The organism is Oleiphilus sp. HI0117, from assembly GCF_001635235.1.
Map to the genome: position 1 here is coordinate 1 of NZ_LWGA01000281.1, position 17,438 is coordinate 17,438.

The following is a 17,438-nucleotide window of genomic DNA, read 5'->3' on the forward strand; positions in this document are numbered from 1 at the left end:
GCTAAAGAAATTACCGAGCGCTTTTCACTAGCAGTCATTATTTTGTATACATTCATCAAATTATTCGGGCAGCCATTCTATCATTAAGACCCACTGCAAGGAATCGCAATACAGGTCTAATAAGTACTAATGAGCGCTTACACCCCATTAGCGTAATATGTCATACAAGTTAGCGTCTAAATTGCTATAATCGACCGTTTTTAAGCATCGGTTAGTAGATTAATGGATAAGATCCTCGTTCGTGGCGCAAAAACACACAACCTAAAAAATATCGACCTTACAATTCCTCGTGATAAGCTAATCGTAATAACCGGTTTATCTGGCTCCGGTAAATCATCGCTCGCCTTTGACACGCTTTATGCTGAAGGCCAGCGACGTTATGTCGAGTCTCTGTCGACTTACGCTCGTCAATTCCTGTCGATGATGGACAAACCTGAAGTCGACCATATTGAAGGTCTTTCTCCAGCCATATCCATCGAGCAAAAATCCACCTCTCACAATCCACGATCTACTGTCGGTACGATTACTGAGATCTACGATTACCTGAGACTATTATTCGCTCGCGCAGGCGAACCTCGATGCCCAGAGCATGACGCACCACTCAATGCGCAAACTGTTAGCCAGATGGTTGATAAAGTGCTTGAGCTTCCTGAAGAAAGCAGGCTTATGCTGCTCGCCCCAATTGTCCAAAACCGTAAAGGCGAACATCTTCATGTCTTCCAAGATCTCTTGAGCCAGGGATTCATTCGCGCCCGAATTGACGGCATTATTACTGACCTCGATGACACGCCTAAGCTTGAGAAGAATAAAAAGCACACCATTGAGGTGGTCGTTGACCGCTTTAAGGTTCGCAACGATATCCAACAACGTATTGCAGAATCCTTTGAGACATGCCTTGCTCTTACAGATGGCATTGCAGTTGTTGCCCCAATGGGGGAAGACGACAGCCAGGATGAAATCATTTTCTCTTCACGATTTGCCTGCCCACATTGTGGTTATGCGATTAGTGAGCTTGAGCCTCGTATGTTCTCTTTTAACAATCCTGCCGGTGCCTGTAGCTCCTGTGATGGCTTAGGCGTTAATCAGTTTTTTGATCCTGAAAGAATCGTACACAACCCTAGCCTGACACTTGCAGAAGGCGCAATTAGAGGTTGGGATCGACGCACAATCTACTACTTTCAACTCTTAAGTAATGTTGCCGAACACTATAATGTCGACATCTCGCAGACCTATGAAGAGCTGCCTGATAGCTTTAAACAAATCCTATTGTACGGAAGCCAAGAAGAAGAAATATCCTTCACCTATGTCAATAGTCGTGGCGACAGCGTACAGCGCTCACACGTTTTTGAGGGCGTCATCCCTAACATCGAAAGACGCTATCGAGAAACCGAATCAAATATGGTTCGGGAAGATCTTGCCAAGTACCTAAACAACCAACCTTGCCCAAGCTGCCATGGCACCCGCTTAAAGCAAGCATCGCGGCATGTTTACATAGACAAAGACTCACTACCCGACTTAGCCAAGCTCCCCATTGGTACTGCTTTGGATTATTTCGAAAACCTAGAACTTAGCGGTCAACGAGGAGAAATAGCTGACAAGATTCTAAAAGAGATCCGCTTACGATTGGAGTTTCTAGTGAACGTAGGCCTAGATTATCTAAATCTGGAACGTAGTGCCGACACATTATCCGGCGGCGAAGCCCAAAGAATACGGCTAGCAAGCCAGATTGGCGCCGGGCTTGTGGGCGTCATGTATATTCTGGATGAACCATCGATCGGACTTCACCAACGGGACAATGATCGCCTCTTAAAAACACTCACTCATCTCAAAGAGCTAGGTAATACTGTAATCGTTGTTGAACACGACGAAGATGCTATCAGACTTGCCGATCACGTCATTGATATCGGCCCGGGGGCTGGAATACATGGTGGCGAGATCGTCGCCGAAGGTACACCTGATGAAGTTATGTCGAACCCTGCATCCCTAACCGGCCAATATCTGTGTGGCAGCAAACGAATTGAAATCCCGGATGAACGCCATAAACCAAATAAGAACAAACAACTCATTCTGCAAGGCGCCAAGGGAAATAACCTTGAAAACGTTACACTTGAAATTCCAGTTGGCTTATTTACCTGCATTACTGGTGTTTCAGGCTCTGGTAAGTCAACCCTGATCAACTCAACGCTTTACCCCTTAGCGGCGACTGAACTAAATAATGCCACGACCTTAAATGCAGCAGAGCACGAAGCCATTCACGGCATGCACTTTTTCGATAAAGTTATCGATATTAATCAGAGCCCGATCGGACGCACCCCAAGATCAAACCCCGCGACCTATACAGGACTGTTTACACCTATCAGAGAGTTATTTGCTGGCACTCACGAGGCAAGGTCTCGTGGATATAAACCAGGCCGCTTTAGCTTCAATGTTAAGGGTGGCCGCTGTGAGGCCTGTCAGGGTGATGGCGTCACAAAAGTAGAAATGCACTTTCTACCTGATGTCTATGTCCCTTGTGATGTTTGTAAGAGCAAGCGATACAACAGGGAAACACTAGATATCACCTATAAAGGGAAGAATATCCACGAAGTTCTGGACCTTACTATCGAAGATGCGCGTGAATTCTTTGACGCGGTTCCCTTTATTGCCCGAAAGCTTCAGACCTTAATGGATGTTGGCCTGTCGTATATCAGACTTGGTCAAAGTGCGATTACACTATCTGGCGGCGAAGCCCAGCGTGTCAAACTAGCTAAAGAGCTTTCCAAGCGAGATACAGGTAAAACCCTCTACATCCTTGACGAACCAACTACTGGCTTGCACTTCTATGATATCCAGCAATTACTGACTGTTCTTAACAGGCTTAGAGATCACGGCAATACGATTGTCGTAATCGAGCACAATCTAGATGTCATAAAAACTGCTGACTGGATAGTAGACCTAGGACCAGAAGGCGGTTCGAAAGGCGGTCAAATCGTTGCAACAGGAAGTCCTGAGCATGTCTCAGAGGTCGATGGTTCATTTACTGGACAATTCTTAAAGCCAATACTGGCCAGGAAATAAACAAAACAAGGCCTACGGGCCTTTCAGACTGCTGACAAACCTCGGCGTACTTTTTAGGACGCGCTTCTACGTGAATGAAATAGTTTTTTTCACTGTAAACTACTAAAAGATTTAAAAAATCGACCTATTTTGAGGTTGTTTTTTAAACGATTTATGCAAAACAAAACCTCGATATAAAATACCGGGGTTTATCAATACTCTGCAAGGCCTACGGGCCTTTAGCCTTATTTATTCCAGATACAAAAAAACCAGCACTAGGCTGGTTTTTTTACGACGGTGAGTAATAGACCTACTCGTCGTCATCCTCGAAGGCTTCAACCACTGGGCGGTCAACTAGCTCAACGAACGCCATTGGCGCTGCATCACCAGAACGGAAACCACATTTTAGAATGCGGATATAACCACCTGGGCGATCTTGGTAACGAGGACCAAGCTCATTAAACAATTTCGCTACAACAGCATTGTCACGAGTACGAGCAAAAGCCAAACGGCGATTTGCAACTGTATCGTTCTTCGCTAACGTAATCAAAGGCTCAGCTACACGACGTAGCTCTTTAGCTTTTGGCAAAGTTGTTTTGATTAACTCATGCTCAACAAGAGAAGCTGCCATATTTTTGAACATGGCTTTTCTGTGCGAGCTATTTCTATTAAGTTTACGACCACTTTTACGATGACGCATTTTATAATTCCTTACCTATTCAAACCGAGGATGACTTAGCCACCCAGTACTCGGTCATCACCTTTCAAACTAGCTGGAGGCCAGTTTTCAAGACGCATACCTAATGAAAGACCACGAGATGCTAGCACATCCTTAATTTCTGTAAGAGACTTCTTACCCAAATTAGGCGTTTTTAGCAGTTCAACCTCAGTACGTTGAATTAGGTCACCAATGTAGTAAATATTCTCTGCTTTCAAACAATTCGCAGAACGAACGGTTAGCTCTAGATCATCTACTGGACGAAGCAGGATTGGATCGACTTCTTCCTCTTCCTCTTCTTGAACTACTTCTTTTTCGTTATCGAAATCAACGAATACAGCAAGTTGTTGCTGAAGAATTGTAGCTGCACGGCGGATTGAATCCTCAGGATCAATAGTACCGTTAGTTTCAAGATCAATTACAAGCTTATCGAGGTCAGTACGTTGCTCAACTCGCGCATTCTCAACAGAGTATGCAACTCGCGAAACCGGACTATATGACGCATCCAACTGCAAACGACCGATTGCGCGTGTTTCATCATCATTATTACCACGCTGGTCAGCTGGCTCATAGCCACGACCGCGACCAACACGTAGCGTCATAGTGATATCACCATTGTCGCTAAGGTTGCAAATAACATGATCCGGATTCATGATTTCAACGTCATGATCCAACTGAATGTCACTAGCCAAGACTGGGCCTGGCCCCTTCTTAGTAAGCGTCAAACTAGCTTCATCGCGTGAGTGCATGTTTATAGCCAAACCTTTAAGGTTCAAAAGGATCTCAATAACATCCTCTTGAACACCTTCGATTGCGCTGTACTCATGCAATACACCTTCGATTTCTGCTTCTACAACTGCACAACCCGGCATTGATGACAAAAGAATTCTTCTTAATGCGCTACCAAGCGTATGGCCGAAACCTCGCTCTAATGGCTCTAGAATAACTTTTGCATGTGTTGCGCTTAAACCTTGAACTTCAATGTTTCGTGGATTCAAGAATTCATTAACTGAACGCTGCATATATGCCCCTATACCTTATGTTGTATCCGATGAGATTACTTAGAGTAAAGCTCAACAATTAGATTCTCGTTGATGTCCGAAGGTAGCTCTGAACGCTCAGGAACAGCTTTAAAAGTTCCTGTGAGTTTATTGGTATCTACGTCGATCCACTCAACTGCCCCGCGATTAGCTGCTAACTCAACAGCGTTTTTAACACGCAATTGGTTCTTAGCTTTTTCGCGAACAGCAACAACATCACCAGCTTTAACTTGGTAAGATGCGATATTCACTACCTGATCGTTAACAACGATTGCCTTGTGGGATACAAGCTGACGTGATTCTGCGCGAGTAGAACCGTAGCCCATACGATATACAACATTATCAAGGCGTTGTTCCAGCAACTGAAGCAAGTTTTCACCTGTAGCGCCTTTACGGCGTGCAGCTTCTTTATAGTAGCCACGAAACTGTTTTTCAAGAACACCGTATAGACGGCGAACTTTCTGCTTCTCTCGTAACTGGGTACCGTATTCAGACAAACGTCCGCGACGAGCACCGTGCATACCTGGAGCAGTTTCTAAGTTACACTTTGAATCTAGCGCTTTAGCGCCACTTTTCAAAAATAAGTCAGTACCTTCACGGCGTGACAGTTTACATTTTGGTCCAATATAACGAGCCATTTGCTAATCCTCTAAACGCGACGTTTCTTAGGTGGGCGACAACCATTGTGTGGAATAGGTGTCACATCCGTGATATTTGTGATTTTATAACCACAAGCGTTTAAAGCGCGAACAGCGGACTCGCGTCCTGGTCCAGGACCCTTAACTTGAACTTCTAAGTTCTTAAGGCCGTATTCAGCAGCCGCATTACCGGCTCTTTCAGCTGCTACCTGCGCAGCAAAAGGTGTACTTTTTCGCGAACCACGGAAACCTGATCCACCAGCAGTTGCCCAAGATAGAGCGTTGCCTTGGCGGTCAGTAATGGTAACGATAGTATTGTTGAATGATGCATGGATATGAGCCATACCATCAACAACAGTCTTTTTCACCTTTTTACGGGTACGTGTACCTGGCTTTGCCATTACGAATTCCTATTATTTACGAATTGGTTTACGAGGGCCCTTACGGGTACGTGCGTTCGTTTTGCTTCGCTGACCGCGCACAGGCAAGCTGTGACGATGACGAAGACCACGATAACAACCCAGGTCCTTCAACCGTTTAATATTCATTTGAAGTTCACGACGCAAATCGCCTTCTACGGTCAAGTTATTGACCTCAGAACGCAATATTTCTAACTGCTCTTCAGATAGCGTGCTAACTTTAGCAGTACGGGCTATACCCGTTGCATCGCATATTTTTTGTGCAGTAGTTCTGCCTACACCAAAGATGTAAGTCAGAGAAATTACTGCGTGTTTATTGTCGGGTATATTGACACCGGCTATACGTGCCATCCATCTTACTCCGCTTAATTGGTAGCTAAATTGAGCAAATGCTCTACGCTACTGTTTAGTTACCGTCTGATAAAAAGGGCGCAAATCATACAGCCTGATTAAATATAAATCAAGCTATATGCAGCACACTTTTCATACAACACCAATTAACCTTGGCGTTGCTTATGACGAGGCTCTTGACAAATAACTCTTACAGAGCCATTTCTTCTAATAATTTTACAGTTACGGCAGATTTTCTTTACCGAAGCACGAACTTTCATATGCTACTCCAAAAACTAAATTTTCAACTCTTCGCGATTAACGCTGCATCCCACCATTACCGTAACCTTTAAGGTTCGATTTTTTCATCAGTGACTCATATTGATGGGACATTAAATGAGACTGAACTTGCGCCATGAAATCCATGACTACGACCACAACGATCAACAGGGATGTACCACCGAAATAGAATGGAACATTTGCCCAAACAACCAAAAACTGCGGCAACAAAGAAACTGCGGCAATATAGGCTGCACCGAAGATTGTCAAACGTGTCAGTACGCTATCGATATAGTTTGCGGTCTGCGCCCCTGGACGAATACCCGGAACGAAAGCACCAGACTTCTTAAGGTTATCTGCAACTTCTTTTGGGTTATACATTAACGCTGTATAAAAGAAGCAGAAGAAGACGACTGCAATGGCAAACAAAATAACATACAGAGGCTGACTCGGCCCAAGCGCTTGAGAAACATTAGCTAACCACTCCATGCCCTCGCTCTGTCCGAACCACTGCCCCATTGAAGCAGGAAACAACAATATACTCGAAGCAAATATAGGCGGGATTACGCCAGCCATATTAACTTTAAGCGGCAAATGGCTTGACTGCTGAGAGTAACCACCACGTGCCTGTTGTCTTTTTGCATAATTAACAGTGATGCGTCTTTGACCTCGTTCGATAAACACGACGAAGGCAACGATAGCAACTGCGAATACACCAATACCTAACAATGCAAGGATATTTAATTCTCCCTGCCTTGCAGCTTCAAACGACTGACCGAACGCACCTGGTAAACCCGCGACAATCCCTGCAAATATCAACAAGGAAATACCGTTACCAATACCACGCTCTGTAATCTGCTCTCCCAACCACATAAGGAAGACAGCACCACAAACAAATGTAGAGATCGCAAGGAAGTAGAAACTAAAGCTATCAGTGAAGGTCACACCTTGAGAGGCAAGACCTACCGACATACCTGAAGCCTGTATCAACGCTAAAGCAACTGTGCCATAACGCGTATACTGACTAATCTTTCTACGACCCGCTTCGCCTTCTTTCTTAAGCTGTTCAAGAGTAGGGCTTACAGCAGTTAACAACTGCATAATGATCGATGCAGAAATATAGGGCATGATTCCCAAGGCGAAGATACTCATTCGCTCCAATGCACCACCAGAGAACATGTTAAACAAGCTCAAAATAGTACCTTGGTTTTGCTCGAATAGCGCGGCTAGTCTCTCTGGGTTGATGCCTGGCACTGGAATGTGCGCACCAACTCGATAAACCAGGATTGCAGCGAACACAAACCATAATCTTGATTTGAGTTCTGCAAAACCTTTACCTACGCCCGAAGGCAATGCGTTTGACTTCGCCATGGGTATTAATCCTCTACCTTTCCGCCAGCAGCAGTAATTGCTTCACGAGCACCTTTAGTTACTTTCAAACCTTGAATAGTAACTGCTTTAGATAACTCGCCCGACAAAATAACTTTAGCCTGCTTAGCATCACGACGAACCAAGTTTGCGTTTTTCAACGCATCCAAGTCGATAACATCAGCTTCGACAGCTGCTAATTCGTTCAAACGAATTTCAGCAGAGTACTTAGCTTGACGTGAACTGAAACCGAACTTTGGAAGTCGGCGTGCTAGAGGTTGCTGACCACCCTCGAAACCTGGCGCTACAGAACCGCCAGAACGAGACTTCAAACCCTTGTGGCCACGACCACAAGTTTTACCAAAACCACTACCAATACCGCGACCTACACGTCGAGCTGTAGGCTTTGATCCAGGAGCTGGACTTATTGAATTAAGACGCATTTTATTCTCCTTCAATCCTAACCATGTAGTTAACTTTGTTAGCCATACCGCGAACTGAAGGTGTATCTTCCAGCTCTACAGTCTGACCAATCTTACGTAGACCAAGACCGGTAACACACGCTCTATGAGCAGGTAAGCGACCAATCGGGCTACGGTACAATGTAACCTGTATTGTTTTCTTAGCCATGACCTTATCCTGTAATTTCGTCTACAGACTTGCCGCGCTTAGCAGCAACGTCTTCTGGTGACTTCATTGCACTCAAACCTTTAACTGTTGCGCGAACAACGTTAACTGGGTTTGTAGAGCCGTAGCACTTAGCAAGTACGTTTTGAATCCCTGCGACTTCTAGCACTGCGCGCATTGCGCCGCCAGCGATGATACCAGTACCATCTGAAGCAGGCTGCATATAGACCTTAGAGCCACTATGCTTTGCAGTTACAGGATATTGCAAGGTTGTACCGCTAAGAGGTACGTCAACCATATTCTTGCGAGCTGCATCCATTGCTTTTTGAATAGCGATTGGAACTTCACGCGCTTTACCACGACCGAAACCTACACGACCTGCACCATCACCAACAACAGTTAGTGCTGTGAAACCGAAGATTCGACCACCTTTAACAACTTTTGCTACACGGTTAACTTGTACAAGTTTTTCCTGTAGCTCTGGACCGTTTTTGTCTTCTACGCTCATCGTAATGCCCCTTAGAACTCTAATCCGGCTTCACGCGCAGCGTCAGCCAATGCCTTTACACGACCGTGATATTTAAAACCAGCACGATCAAATGCTACTCTTGAAACACCAGCTGTCTTTGCTCGCTCAGCGATCAAAGCACCAACTTTAGTAGCCGCGTCAATGTTACCTGTACCTTCGCCGCGAAGATCTTTATCCAGAGTAGAAGCAGAGGCTAAAACCTTGTTTCCTTCACCTGAAATAATCTGTGCGTAGATATGCTTAGGTGTACGATGAACTGTAAGTCGGGTCTCACCCAAAGCTTTTAACTTAAAGCGAGTTTTTTTCGCTCTACGTAGTCTTGATTCTTTCTTAATGCTCATAGCTTCACCTATTTCTTCTTAGCTTCTTTGCGTCTGACATGTTCGTCAGCAAAGCGTACACCCTTACCTTTGTAAGGCTCTGGCGGACGGAAAGCACGAATTTCAGCAGCAACCTGACCTAGCAACTGTTTGTCAGCGCCTGACAAAACAATCTCGGTCTGTGATGGAGCTTCAGCTTTAATACCTTCAGGAAGCTCGTATTCGACTGGGTGAGAAAAACCCAATGACAGATTTAGTTTCTTGCCCTGCATCTGTACACGATAACCAACACCGATTAGCTGTAGCTTTTTCTGGAAGCCAGTACTTACACCAGTAACCATGTTGTTTACCAACGCGCGAGTCGTACCAGACATCGCTCGTGAGAACTTGCTGCCATTTTTAGCAGCAAATTTAATTTCTGAACCTTCCTGCGTTACAGTAACAACAGAATTAAGATCCAAAGATAAAGTGCCTTTACCGCCCTTTACTTCAATTTCTTGCTCAGTTAGCTTAACTTCTACACCGGAAGGAAGCTGAACTGGACTATTAGCAACCCTAGACATGCCCTTCTCCTAGAAAACTGTGCAGATTACTTCGCCACCAATGCCGGCATTACGCGCAGCTCGGTCGGTCATCACACCTTGCGAAGTTGAAATAATGGCAACACCCAAACCACCGCGAATGCTTGGCAGCTCGTCTTTACCTTTAAACTGGCGTAGACCTGGACGGCTAGCTCTCTTAATTTCTTCGATGACTGGCTTGCCTTCGAAATACTTAAGATCAACAGTTACCTGTGCTTTTACCTGACCATCAGTGTTAAAGCCTTCGATGAAACCTTCTGACTTTAATACTTCTAGTACTGACACCTTCATTTTAGAAGAAGGCATTGTGACAGATTGCTTCTCAGCCATCTGTGCATTACGAATACGTGTGAACATATCCGCAAGCGTATCTTGCATACTCATCGTATGAACTCCTAGTCTTTTTAGTTGTGCAGTATCAAAAACAAGCCGGAAGGAAACCCCACCAGCTTGTTATGGTACTTACCAACGTTTCTTTACTGGTATTACCAGCTTGCTTTTTTCAGGCCGGGCACATTACCACTCATTCCCTGTTCACGCAATTTAATTCGTGAAAGTTTGAACTTGCGGTATACGCCATGTGGTCGACCTGTCACTTGACAGCGATTTCTAAGTCTGCTTGGACTAGCGTTACGCGGTAGCTTTTGCAATTGTTTCTGAGCTTCCCAACGATCTTCATCAGAAGTATTTTGGTTAGAGATAATTGCTTTTAGCTCCGCACGCTTCTCAGCATACTTGGCTACTGTTTTTTCGCGCTTTAGTTCGCGCTGCTTCATTGAGATCTTAGCCATTGCTTCTTACCCTTATTTTTTGAACGGGAAGTTGAAAGCGCGAAGCAAAGCTCGACCCTCATCATCCGTTGCAGCAGATGTAGTAATAGTAATGTCTAGACCACGAATCTTATCGACTTTGTCGTAATCAATCTCTGGGAATATGATTTGCTCTTTAACACCCATTGAATAATTACCACGTCCGTCAAATGACTTCGAGTTTAGACCTCGGAAGTCGCGGATACGCGGAATAGCGATACCAACTAAACGCTCGAAAAATTCCCACATACGCTCGCCACGTAAAGTAACTTTACAGCCGATCGGATAACCTTCACGAACTTTAAAGCCAGCTACTGACTTACGAGCTTTTGTAGTCACTGGCTTTTGGCCAGCTAATTTCTCAAGATCAGCGATTGCGTTCTCTAGCATTTTTTTGTCTGCTAGCGCTTCGCCAACACCCATATTAAGGGTAATTTTCTCAATTTTCGGTACTTGCATTATGCTCTTGTAATCGAACTCTTTTTGCAGTGCAGGTACCACTTCGCTTTTATAAACTTCTTTCATATTTGCCATGGTTTATTACCTGCCTACTTATCTACGAGCTCGTCGTTAGATTTGAATACACGTACCTTCTTGCCATCTTCAAGGACTTTGAAGCCTACACGGTCTGCTTTGTTGGTTGTTGGATTAAAAATCGCAACATTAGAAGCCTGAATTGGCGCTTCTTTCTCAACAATGCCACCTGGCGTACCCAGCATTGGGTTAGGCTTAGTGTGGCGCTTAATCATGTTGATTCCAGAAACGACCAAACGGCCATCCTTCATCACACGATTAACTTTACCACGCTTACCGTTGTCCTTGCCTGCTATGACAATCACTTCATCGTCACGTTTGATCTTTTTCATAACCGGCCTCTCGTCCTTAAAGCACTTCAGGTGCTAAAGAAATAATTTTCATGTACTTATCGCCGCGCAACTCACGAGTTACAGGACCAAAAATACGAGTTCCAATCGGTGCATCACTAGCGTTTAACAACACAGCAGCGTTACCATCGAATTTAATTAAAGAGCCATCTGGGCGACGTACACCACTACGCGTACGCACTACCACAGCACTCATGACATCGCCTTTTTTGACTTTGCCGCGAGGTATAGCTTCTTTTACAGTGACTTTAATTACATCACCAATTCGTGCATAACGACGATGTGAACCACCCAGCACTTTAATACACATTACTCGACGCGCACCGCTGTTATCGGCCACATCTAGCATACTTTCCGTCTGAATCATCGTTGTTCTCCAAACCTTACCAGGGGTTAAACGTTAGATGCTTTTTCATCGATGTTTAGTAACGTGAAAGACTTTGTCTTCGAAAGAGGACGCGTCTCTTGAATTGTTACTACATCGCCGATGTTGCATTCGTTATTCTCATCGTGAGCATGTACCTTGGTAGAACGCTTAACGTACTTACCGTAGATTGGATGCTTTACACGACGCTCAATCATCACAGTGATTGACTTATCCATTTTGTTACTAACAACTTTACCATTTAAGGTACGAGCTGTGTTCTGTGCAGTATCAGTCATAATCATTCACCTGCCTTTTGCGTCAATACAGTTTTAATGCGTGCAATGTCGCGTCTATTCTGACGAAGTAAATGAGACTGATTCAACTGACCAGTAGACTTGCGTAGACGCAAGTTAAACTGCTCTTTAAGCAAACCAAGAAGATCCTGATTCAACTCGTCTACAGACTTACTTGTTAATTCACTTGCTTTCATTACATCACCGTCCTTTCAACAAAGGTTGTCGAAACAGGTAATTTTGCAGCTGCAAGAGCGAATGCTTCACGCGCCAGCTCTTCCGGCACACCTTCAATTTCGAATAAAACTCGACCTGGCTGAACCTGGGCAACCCAATATTCAACACTACCTTTACCTTTACCTTGACGAACTTCTAAAGGCTTTTGCGTAATCGGCTTGTCAGGAAAAATTCGGATCCAGATCTTACCACCACGCTTAACTTTTCGAGAGATCGTACGACGAGCCGCCTCAATCTGTCGTGCAGTAATACGCCCGCGATCGGTACACTTAAGACCATATTCGCCGAAGCTTATCTTTGCACCGCGCTGAGCCAGACCGCGGTTACGGCCTTTCTGCATTTTTCTAAATTTGGTACGTTTTGGTTGTAGCATTACTTGGCCCCTTACTTAGCAGCTTTCTTCTTGGTAGCTTTCTTCTCAGCACGTACCTGTTCGATACCACCCAGAATCTCGCCCTTGAAGATCCAAACTTTAACGCCAATAATGCCGTAAGTGGTATTTGCCTCATGCGTTGAGTAATCAACGTCTGCACGCAATGTATGTAGAGGCACACGACCTTCACGATACCATTCACTTCTAGCTATCTCAGCACCACCCAAACGACCACCAAGCTGTATCTTGATACCCTTCGCACCTTGACGCATTGCATTTTGAACTGCACGCTTCATTGCACGACGGAACATAACACGACGTTCCAATTGGCTAGCTACACCTGCAGCAACCAACTTAGCATCCAAGTCTGGCTTACGAATTTCCTCGATATTGATGTGAACCGGAATCCCCATCATTTCGCCAATCTCTTTGCGAAGCTTTTCAACATCTTCGCCTTTCTTACCGATTACGATACCAGGACGCGCAGTGTGAATTGTCACACGAGCGTTCTGAGCTGGTCGCTCGATAGTGATCTTGCTAACTGACGCTCTTTCAAGCTTTTTCATCAAATACTCACGTACCTGAATGTCGTTTAGCAAGTACTTAGCGTAATCACCTTTCTCTGCATACCAAACGGAGTTGTGGTCTTTCACAATACCCAGTCTGATACCAGTAGGATGTACTTTCTGACCCATCTTAGTATCTCCTAGTTATCGGCCACTTTGACCGTGATATGACAGGTGCGCTTGAATATTCTATCAGCACGACCTTTCGCACGTGGTCGGATTCGTTTCATAGTTGGGCCTTCATCAACAAATACTGTTGAAACTTTAAGCTCATCTACGTCCAAACCATCGTTATGCTCTGCATTTGCGATAGCCGACTCCAACACTTTCTTCATAAGGGCTGCAGCTTTCTTAGTGCTGAAAGTTAAAACTTCCAACGCCTCTTCTACACCCTTTCCTCGGATCTGATCTGCTACCAAACGTGCCTTCTGAGCAGATAGACGAGCACCTCTATGCTTTGCAGCTACTTCCATCTCAATATCCTCTCAGAATTATCGCTTCGCTTTCTTATCGGCATCATGACCCCGATAAGTACGCGTTGCAGCAAATTCACCTAATTTATGACCAACCATATCTTCGGTTACATAAACAGGAACGTGTTGACGTCCGTTATGAACCGCAATAGTCAGGCCTACCATCTCAGGAAAAACAGTTGAACGACGAGACCAAGTCTTAATTGGTTTCTTGTCACCTTTTTCCAGAGCCGTTTCTACTTTCTTCAATAAATGAAGGTCTATAAATGGACCTTTTTTCAAAGAACGTGGCACAGCGTAACCCTCTTAGTTAATTACTTAGCCGACCGACGACGTACTATCATCTTGTCAGTGCGTTTGTTCTTGCGAGTTTTATAGCCTTTAGTAGGTACACCCCAAGGAGTAACAGGGTGACGACCACCAGAGGTTCGCCCTTCACCACCACCATGTGGGTGGTCAACTGGGTTCATAACAACACCACGCACCGTTGGTCGAATACCGCGCCAACGTGATGCACCCGCTTTACCTAATTGCCGTAGGCTGTGCTCACTGTTTGAAACCTCACCCAAAGTAGCTCGACATTCAACAAGAACCTTACGCATTTCACCAGAACGCAAACGAAGAGTTGCATAAGCACCTTCTCTTGCTACTAGCTGCGCAGAAGTACCTGCACTACGAGCGATTTGAGCGCCTTTACCAGGCTTCAATTCAACACAGTGGATAACACTACCCACAGGAATATTTCGAATAGGTAAGGTACTGCCTACTTTAATAGGAGCATCTTCACCCGAACGAATCTCTTGACCGACTTCAACACCTTTAGGAGCAATAATGTAACGACGCTCGCCATCCATATATTTCAGCAATGCGATGTGCGCTGAACGATTTGGATCGTGCTCGATACGCTCAACAACAGCTGGAATGCCGTCTTTTGTGCGCTTGAAGTCAACAACACGATAGTGCTGCTTATGACCGCCACCCTTGTGACGAACAGTAATACGACCGTTGTTATTACGACCGCCATTTTTAGATTTCTTTTCAACTAACGGCGCATAAGGACGACCCTTGTATAAATGAGGGTGTACTACCTTAACGACATGACGACGGCCGGCAGATGTTGGTTTGGTTTTTACGACTGGCATAATTCGACCTCTACCTTATTCCACGTCCATGAAATCGATATCCTGACCTTCTGCCAATTTGACATAAGCCTTACGAATATCTTTGCGCTTACCAAGACCGTTCTTAGTGAACTTAGTCTTGCCTTTAATATTTACAGTTTGAACTGCTTCAACTGTAACATTGAAAAGTTTCTCAACAGCCTTCTTGATTTCTGGCTTGCTAGCATCCGCAGCAACCTTAAAACAAACCTGGTTGTTCTCTGCTGCCATAGAAGCTTTTTCAGAAATATGAGGACCTAAAAGAACCTTATAGATACGTTGTTCATTCATCCCAACATCTCCTCAATCTTTTTAAGAGCAGAAACTGTGACAACCACCTTATCGAAACCAACAAGGCTTACAGGGTCAACACTTTCCGCATCACGCACATCCACTTTAGGGATATTGCGAGACGCCAAATATAAGTTTTGATCAATTTCTTCAGAGATGATCAAAGTACTATCTAGCAAACCCTGCTCTTTCAACTTAGCAGCCAGCTCTTTTGTCTTTGGCTCAGCAACAGTTAGCTCTTCAACAACCAACAAACGCTCCTGACGAACCAACTCTGACAAAATAACCTGCATCGCTGCACGATACATTTTACGGTTTACTTTTTGAGAGTGATCTTGCGGCTTCGCAGCAAATGTAACACCACCTGAACGCCAGATTGGGCTACGAATAGTACCTGCACGTGCACGACCAGAACCCTTCTGCTTCCATGGCTTCTTACCACCACCACTTACTTCAGAACGAGTTTTCTGAGCTCGAGAACCCTGGCGGGCAGCTGCCATATATGCAGTGACAACCTGATGAACCAAAGACTCATTAAATTCACGAGAAAACGTAGCTTCAGATACAGCCACTGAATTTCCAGAACCAGTAATTGTTAATTCCATGACGCCCCCTATGCCTTCTGTGCTGGCTTGACAATGATGTCCGCGCCAGTAGCACCAGGAACAGAACCTTTAATCAATAAAAGGTTACGTTCTGCGTCTACACGAACGACTTCTAAGCTCTGAACAGTAACTTGTTCAGCACCCATGTGACCTGACATCTTCTTGCCTTTAAAAACACGACCTGGCGTCTGACACTGACCAATTGAACCGTTTGATCTGTGTGACAACGAGTTACCATGCGTCGCATCTTGCATGCCAAAGTTCCAACGCTTAATACCGCCCTGGAAACCTTTACCTTTAGACTGACCAGTTACATCAATAATCTGACCAACTTCGAAGACTGTCGCATTAAGTGCGTCACCTGCTTTAAGATCTTCGCCTTCGCCTTCCGCCAAACGGAATTCCCAAAGACCACGACCCGCTTCAACACCTGCTTTCGCAAAATGTCCAGCTGCAGCTTTAGATACGCGAGAAGCGCGACGCTCACCAACAGTTACCTGAATTGCACGGTAACCATCAACATCGTCTGTTCTCACCTGTGTGATACGGTTATCTTCAACCTCGATAACCGTTACCGGAATGGATGCACCTTCGTCTGTAAAAACTCGAGTCATCCCAGCCTTACGGCCGACTAAACCAATCGCCATTTTTCACCTCTTAAGTGTACGGGGCTTTCACCCTCTATGGCCCTATAAATTAGGTAGTTACACTTTACCGCTCGATCTAACTTGAACGGCACCAACTTTTTAGAAAAGTTGGAAAAACTTAACCAAGACTAATCTGAACGTCTACGCCAGCTGCCAGGTCAAGTTTCATTAGTGCATCTACAGTTTTTTCTGTAGGCTCTACAATATCCATCATTCTCTTATGAGTACGAATCTCATACTGATCACGCGCATCTTTGTTTACGTGAGGAGAAATCAAAACTGTAAATCTCTCTTTCTTAGTTGGAAGAGGAATCGGACCACGCACTTGCGCACCGGTTCTCTTCGCCGTATCTACAATTTCTTGTGTAGACTGATCGATCAGACGATAATCAAAAGCTTTTAGTCTGATTCTGATTTTTTGGCTTTGCATGTGACCAAAACTCCAGTAATTAGCCACTTAAACCCAAAAAGGCGCGTGACTGCTGTATAAAAAAGGAGCCGCATTGTACGTATTGCAACCAACCGTGTCAACCGACATCCCGACATAAATACGATTTCTTTTAGCACAAAAAAAAGAGCCGCCCGAAGGCAGCTCTTTTTTTAGGATATAGGCGTCAGATTATTCAACAATCTTAGCTACAACACCCGCACCTACAGTACGACCACCTTCACGAATCGCGAAGCGTAGACCTTCTTCCATCGCGATTGGCGCGATCAAAGTAGCTGTTAACTGTACGTTATCACCAGGCATTACCATTTCAACACCTTCAGGCAACTCACAAGCACCTGTCACATCAGTCGTACGGAAGTAGAACTGTGGACGGTAACCTTGGAAGAATGGCGTATGA

The 17,438-nt window shown here is 44.8% G+C and carries 29 protein-coding genes and 1 pseudogene; 1 reads left to right on the forward strand and 29 read right to left on the reverse strand.

The window, feature by feature from the left end; translation table 11 throughout:
• Positions 1–222: 222 nt before the first annotated feature.
• Positions 223–3,057 (forward strand): excinuclease ABC subunit UvrA, encoded by a 2,835-nt coding sequence (gene uvrA, locus A3757_RS03480; protein ID WP_068554546.1) that lies wholly within the window; start codon positions 223–225, stop codon positions 3,055–3,057.
• Positions 3,058–3,346: 289 nt separating this feature from the next.
• On the opposite strand, the gene rplQ is transcribed toward uvrA, so the two are convergent.
• The 29 genes and pseudogenes from rplQ to tuf all read right to left on the reverse strand — a co-directional run.
• Positions 3,347–3,736, reverse strand: coding sequence for a 50S ribosomal protein L17 (gene rplQ / locus A3757_RS03485; RefSeq protein ID WP_068511128.1), 390 nt, complete (start codon positions 3,734–3,736; stop codon positions 3,347–3,349).
• 35 nt (positions 3,737–3,771) lie between these two features.
• Complete coding sequence (gene rpoA, locus A3757_RS03490) at positions 3,772–4,776, reverse strand: DNA-directed RNA polymerase subunit alpha (RefSeq protein ID WP_068554544.1); 1,005 nt, start codon at positions 4,774–4,776, stop codon at positions 3,772–3,774.
• Positions 4,777–4,811: 35 nt separating this feature from the next.
• Positions 4,812–5,432: a 30S ribosomal protein S4 gene (gene rpsD, locus A3757_RS03495; protein ID WP_068508558.1), complete on the reverse strand. Its 621-nt coding sequence runs from the start codon at positions 5,430–5,432 to the stop codon at positions 4,812–4,814.
• 11 nt (positions 5,433–5,443) lie between these two features.
• Positions 5,444–5,833: a 30S ribosomal protein S11 gene (rpsK, locus tag A3757_RS03500; protein WP_068508553.1), complete on the reverse strand. Its 390-nt coding sequence runs from the start codon at positions 5,831–5,833 to the stop codon at positions 5,444–5,446.
• Positions 5,834–5,845: 12 nt separating this feature from the next.
• Positions 5,846–6,202, reverse strand: a complete 357-nt coding sequence (gene rpsM / locus A3757_RS03505; protein WP_068508551.1) for a 30S ribosomal protein S13 — start codon at positions 6,200–6,202, stop codon at positions 5,846–5,848.
• Between the two features lie 146 nt (positions 6,203–6,348).
• On the reverse strand, positions 6,349–6,462 hold the full coding sequence (rpmJ, locus tag A3757_RS25035) for a 50S ribosomal protein L36 (protein WP_082865410.1): 114 nt from the start codon (positions 6,460–6,462) through the stop codon (positions 6,349–6,351).
• 37 nt (positions 6,463–6,499) lie between these two features.
• Entirely contained in the window at positions 6,500–7,831 is a 1,332-nt protein-coding gene (gene secY / locus A3757_RS03510; RefSeq protein ID WP_068508549.1) for a preprotein translocase subunit SecY, read from the reverse strand.
• A gap of 5 nt (positions 7,832–7,836) precedes the next feature.
• A complete protein-coding gene (gene rplO, locus A3757_RS03515) occupies positions 7,837–8,271 on the reverse strand; it encodes a 50S ribosomal protein L15 (protein ID WP_068508547.1) in 435 nt (144 codons plus the stop codon).
• Between the two features lies 1 nt (position 8,272).
• Complete coding sequence (rpmD, locus tag A3757_RS03520) at positions 8,273–8,458, reverse strand: 50S ribosomal protein L30 (RefSeq protein WP_068508545.1); 186 nt, start codon at positions 8,456–8,458, stop codon at positions 8,273–8,275.
• Positions 8,459–8,462: 4 nt separating this feature from the next.
• Positions 8,463–8,963 (reverse strand): 30S ribosomal protein S5, encoded by a 501-nt coding sequence (rpsE, locus tag A3757_RS03525; protein ID WP_068508544.1) that lies wholly within the window; start codon positions 8,961–8,963, stop codon positions 8,463–8,465.
• 11 nt (positions 8,964–8,974) lie between these two features.
• Positions 8,975–9,325, reverse strand: a complete 351-nt coding sequence (gene rplR / locus A3757_RS03530; protein ID WP_068508543.1) for a 50S ribosomal protein L18 — start codon at positions 9,323–9,325, stop codon at positions 8,975–8,977.
• Positions 9,326–9,333: 8 nt separating this feature from the next.
• Complete coding sequence (rplF, locus tag A3757_RS03535) at positions 9,334–9,867, reverse strand: 50S ribosomal protein L6 (RefSeq protein ID WP_068508542.1); 534 nt, start codon at positions 9,865–9,867, stop codon at positions 9,334–9,336.
• Between the two features lie 9 nt (positions 9,868–9,876).
• A complete protein-coding gene (rpsH, locus tag A3757_RS03540; RefSeq protein ID WP_068508541.1) occupies positions 9,877–10,269 on the reverse strand; it encodes a 30S ribosomal protein S8 in 393 nt (130 codons plus the stop codon).
• A 101-nt stretch (positions 10,270–10,370) separates the two neighbouring features.
• Positions 10,371–10,676, reverse strand: a complete 306-nt coding sequence (gene rpsN, locus A3757_RS03545) for a 30S ribosomal protein S14 (RefSeq protein ID WP_068508540.1) — start codon at positions 10,674–10,676, stop codon at positions 10,371–10,373.
• A gap of 12 nt (positions 10,677–10,688) precedes the next feature.
• Positions 10,689–11,228, reverse strand: a complete 540-nt coding sequence (gene rplE, locus A3757_RS03550; protein ID WP_068508538.1) for a 50S ribosomal protein L5 — start codon at positions 11,226–11,228, stop codon at positions 10,689–10,691.
• 14 nt (positions 11,229–11,242) lie between these two features.
• Positions 11,243–11,560: a 50S ribosomal protein L24 gene (rplX, locus tag A3757_RS03555; RefSeq protein ID WP_068508536.1), complete on the reverse strand. Its 318-nt coding sequence runs from the start codon at positions 11,558–11,560 to the stop codon at positions 11,243–11,245.
• A gap of 16 nt (positions 11,561–11,576) precedes the next feature.
• Positions 11,577–11,945, reverse strand: coding sequence for a 50S ribosomal protein L14 (gene rplN / locus A3757_RS03560; protein WP_068508534.1), 369 nt, complete (start codon positions 11,943–11,945; stop codon positions 11,577–11,579).
• A gap of 26 nt (positions 11,946–11,971) precedes the next feature.
• Positions 11,972–12,241 (reverse strand): 30S ribosomal protein S17, encoded by a 270-nt coding sequence (gene rpsQ / locus A3757_RS03565; protein ID WP_068508559.1) that lies wholly within the window; start codon positions 12,239–12,241, stop codon positions 11,972–11,974.
• A 2-nt stretch (positions 12,242–12,243) separates the two neighbouring features.
• Positions 12,244–12,435: a 50S ribosomal protein L29 gene (gene rpmC, locus A3757_RS03570; RefSeq protein WP_068508532.1), complete on the reverse strand. Its 192-nt coding sequence runs from the start codon at positions 12,433–12,435 to the stop codon at positions 12,244–12,246.
• Positions 12,435–12,848 (reverse strand): 50S ribosomal protein L16, encoded by a 414-nt coding sequence (gene rplP, locus A3757_RS03575; protein WP_068508522.1) that lies wholly within the window; start codon positions 12,846–12,848, stop codon positions 12,435–12,437. Before rplP ends, rpmC begins: the two co-directional genes overlap by 1 nt.
• Before the next feature lie 11 nt (positions 12,849–12,859).
• A complete protein-coding gene (gene rpsC, locus A3757_RS03580; protein WP_068508520.1) occupies positions 12,860–13,543 on the reverse strand; it encodes a 30S ribosomal protein S3 in 684 nt (227 codons plus the stop codon).
• Between the two features lie 11 nt (positions 13,544–13,554).
• Positions 13,555–13,893: a 50S ribosomal protein L22 gene (gene rplV, locus A3757_RS03585; RefSeq protein WP_368664608.1), complete on the reverse strand. Its 339-nt coding sequence runs from the start codon at positions 13,891–13,893 to the stop codon at positions 13,555–13,557.
• Positions 13,894–13,905: 12 nt separating this feature from the next.
• Positions 13,906–14,181, reverse strand: a complete 276-nt coding sequence (gene rpsS / locus A3757_RS03590; RefSeq protein WP_068508516.1) for a 30S ribosomal protein S19 — start codon at positions 14,179–14,181, stop codon at positions 13,906–13,908.
• Between the two features lie 20 nt (positions 14,182–14,201).
• A complete protein-coding gene (rplB, locus tag A3757_RS03595; protein WP_068508514.1) occupies positions 14,202–15,029 on the reverse strand; it encodes a 50S ribosomal protein L2 in 828 nt (275 codons plus the stop codon).
• 15 nt (positions 15,030–15,044) lie between these two features.
• Entirely contained in the window at positions 15,045–15,338 is a 294-nt protein-coding gene (gene rplW, locus A3757_RS03600) for a 50S ribosomal protein L23 (RefSeq protein WP_068508512.1), read from the reverse strand.
• Complete coding sequence (gene rplD, locus A3757_RS03605; RefSeq protein ID WP_068739183.1) at positions 15,335–15,943, reverse strand: 50S ribosomal protein L4; 609 nt, start codon at positions 15,941–15,943, stop codon at positions 15,335–15,337. The genes rplW and rplD overlap by 4 nt, the downstream gene beginning before the upstream one ends.
• An 8-nt stretch (positions 15,944–15,951) precedes the next feature.
• Complete coding sequence (gene rplC, locus A3757_RS03610) at positions 15,952–16,590, reverse strand: 50S ribosomal protein L3 (protein ID WP_068508507.1); 639 nt, start codon at positions 16,588–16,590, stop codon at positions 15,952–15,954.
• A gap of 118 nt (positions 16,591–16,708) precedes the next feature.
• On the reverse strand, positions 16,709–17,020 hold the full coding sequence (rpsJ, locus tag A3757_RS03615; RefSeq protein WP_068455763.1) for a 30S ribosomal protein S10: 312 nt from the start codon (positions 17,018–17,020) through the stop codon (positions 16,709–16,711).
• Positions 17,021–17,209: 189 nt separating this feature from the next.
• A pseudogene (gene tuf, locus A3757_RS25040) lies at positions 17,210–17,438 on the reverse strand (elongation factor Tu); the annotation flags it as partial.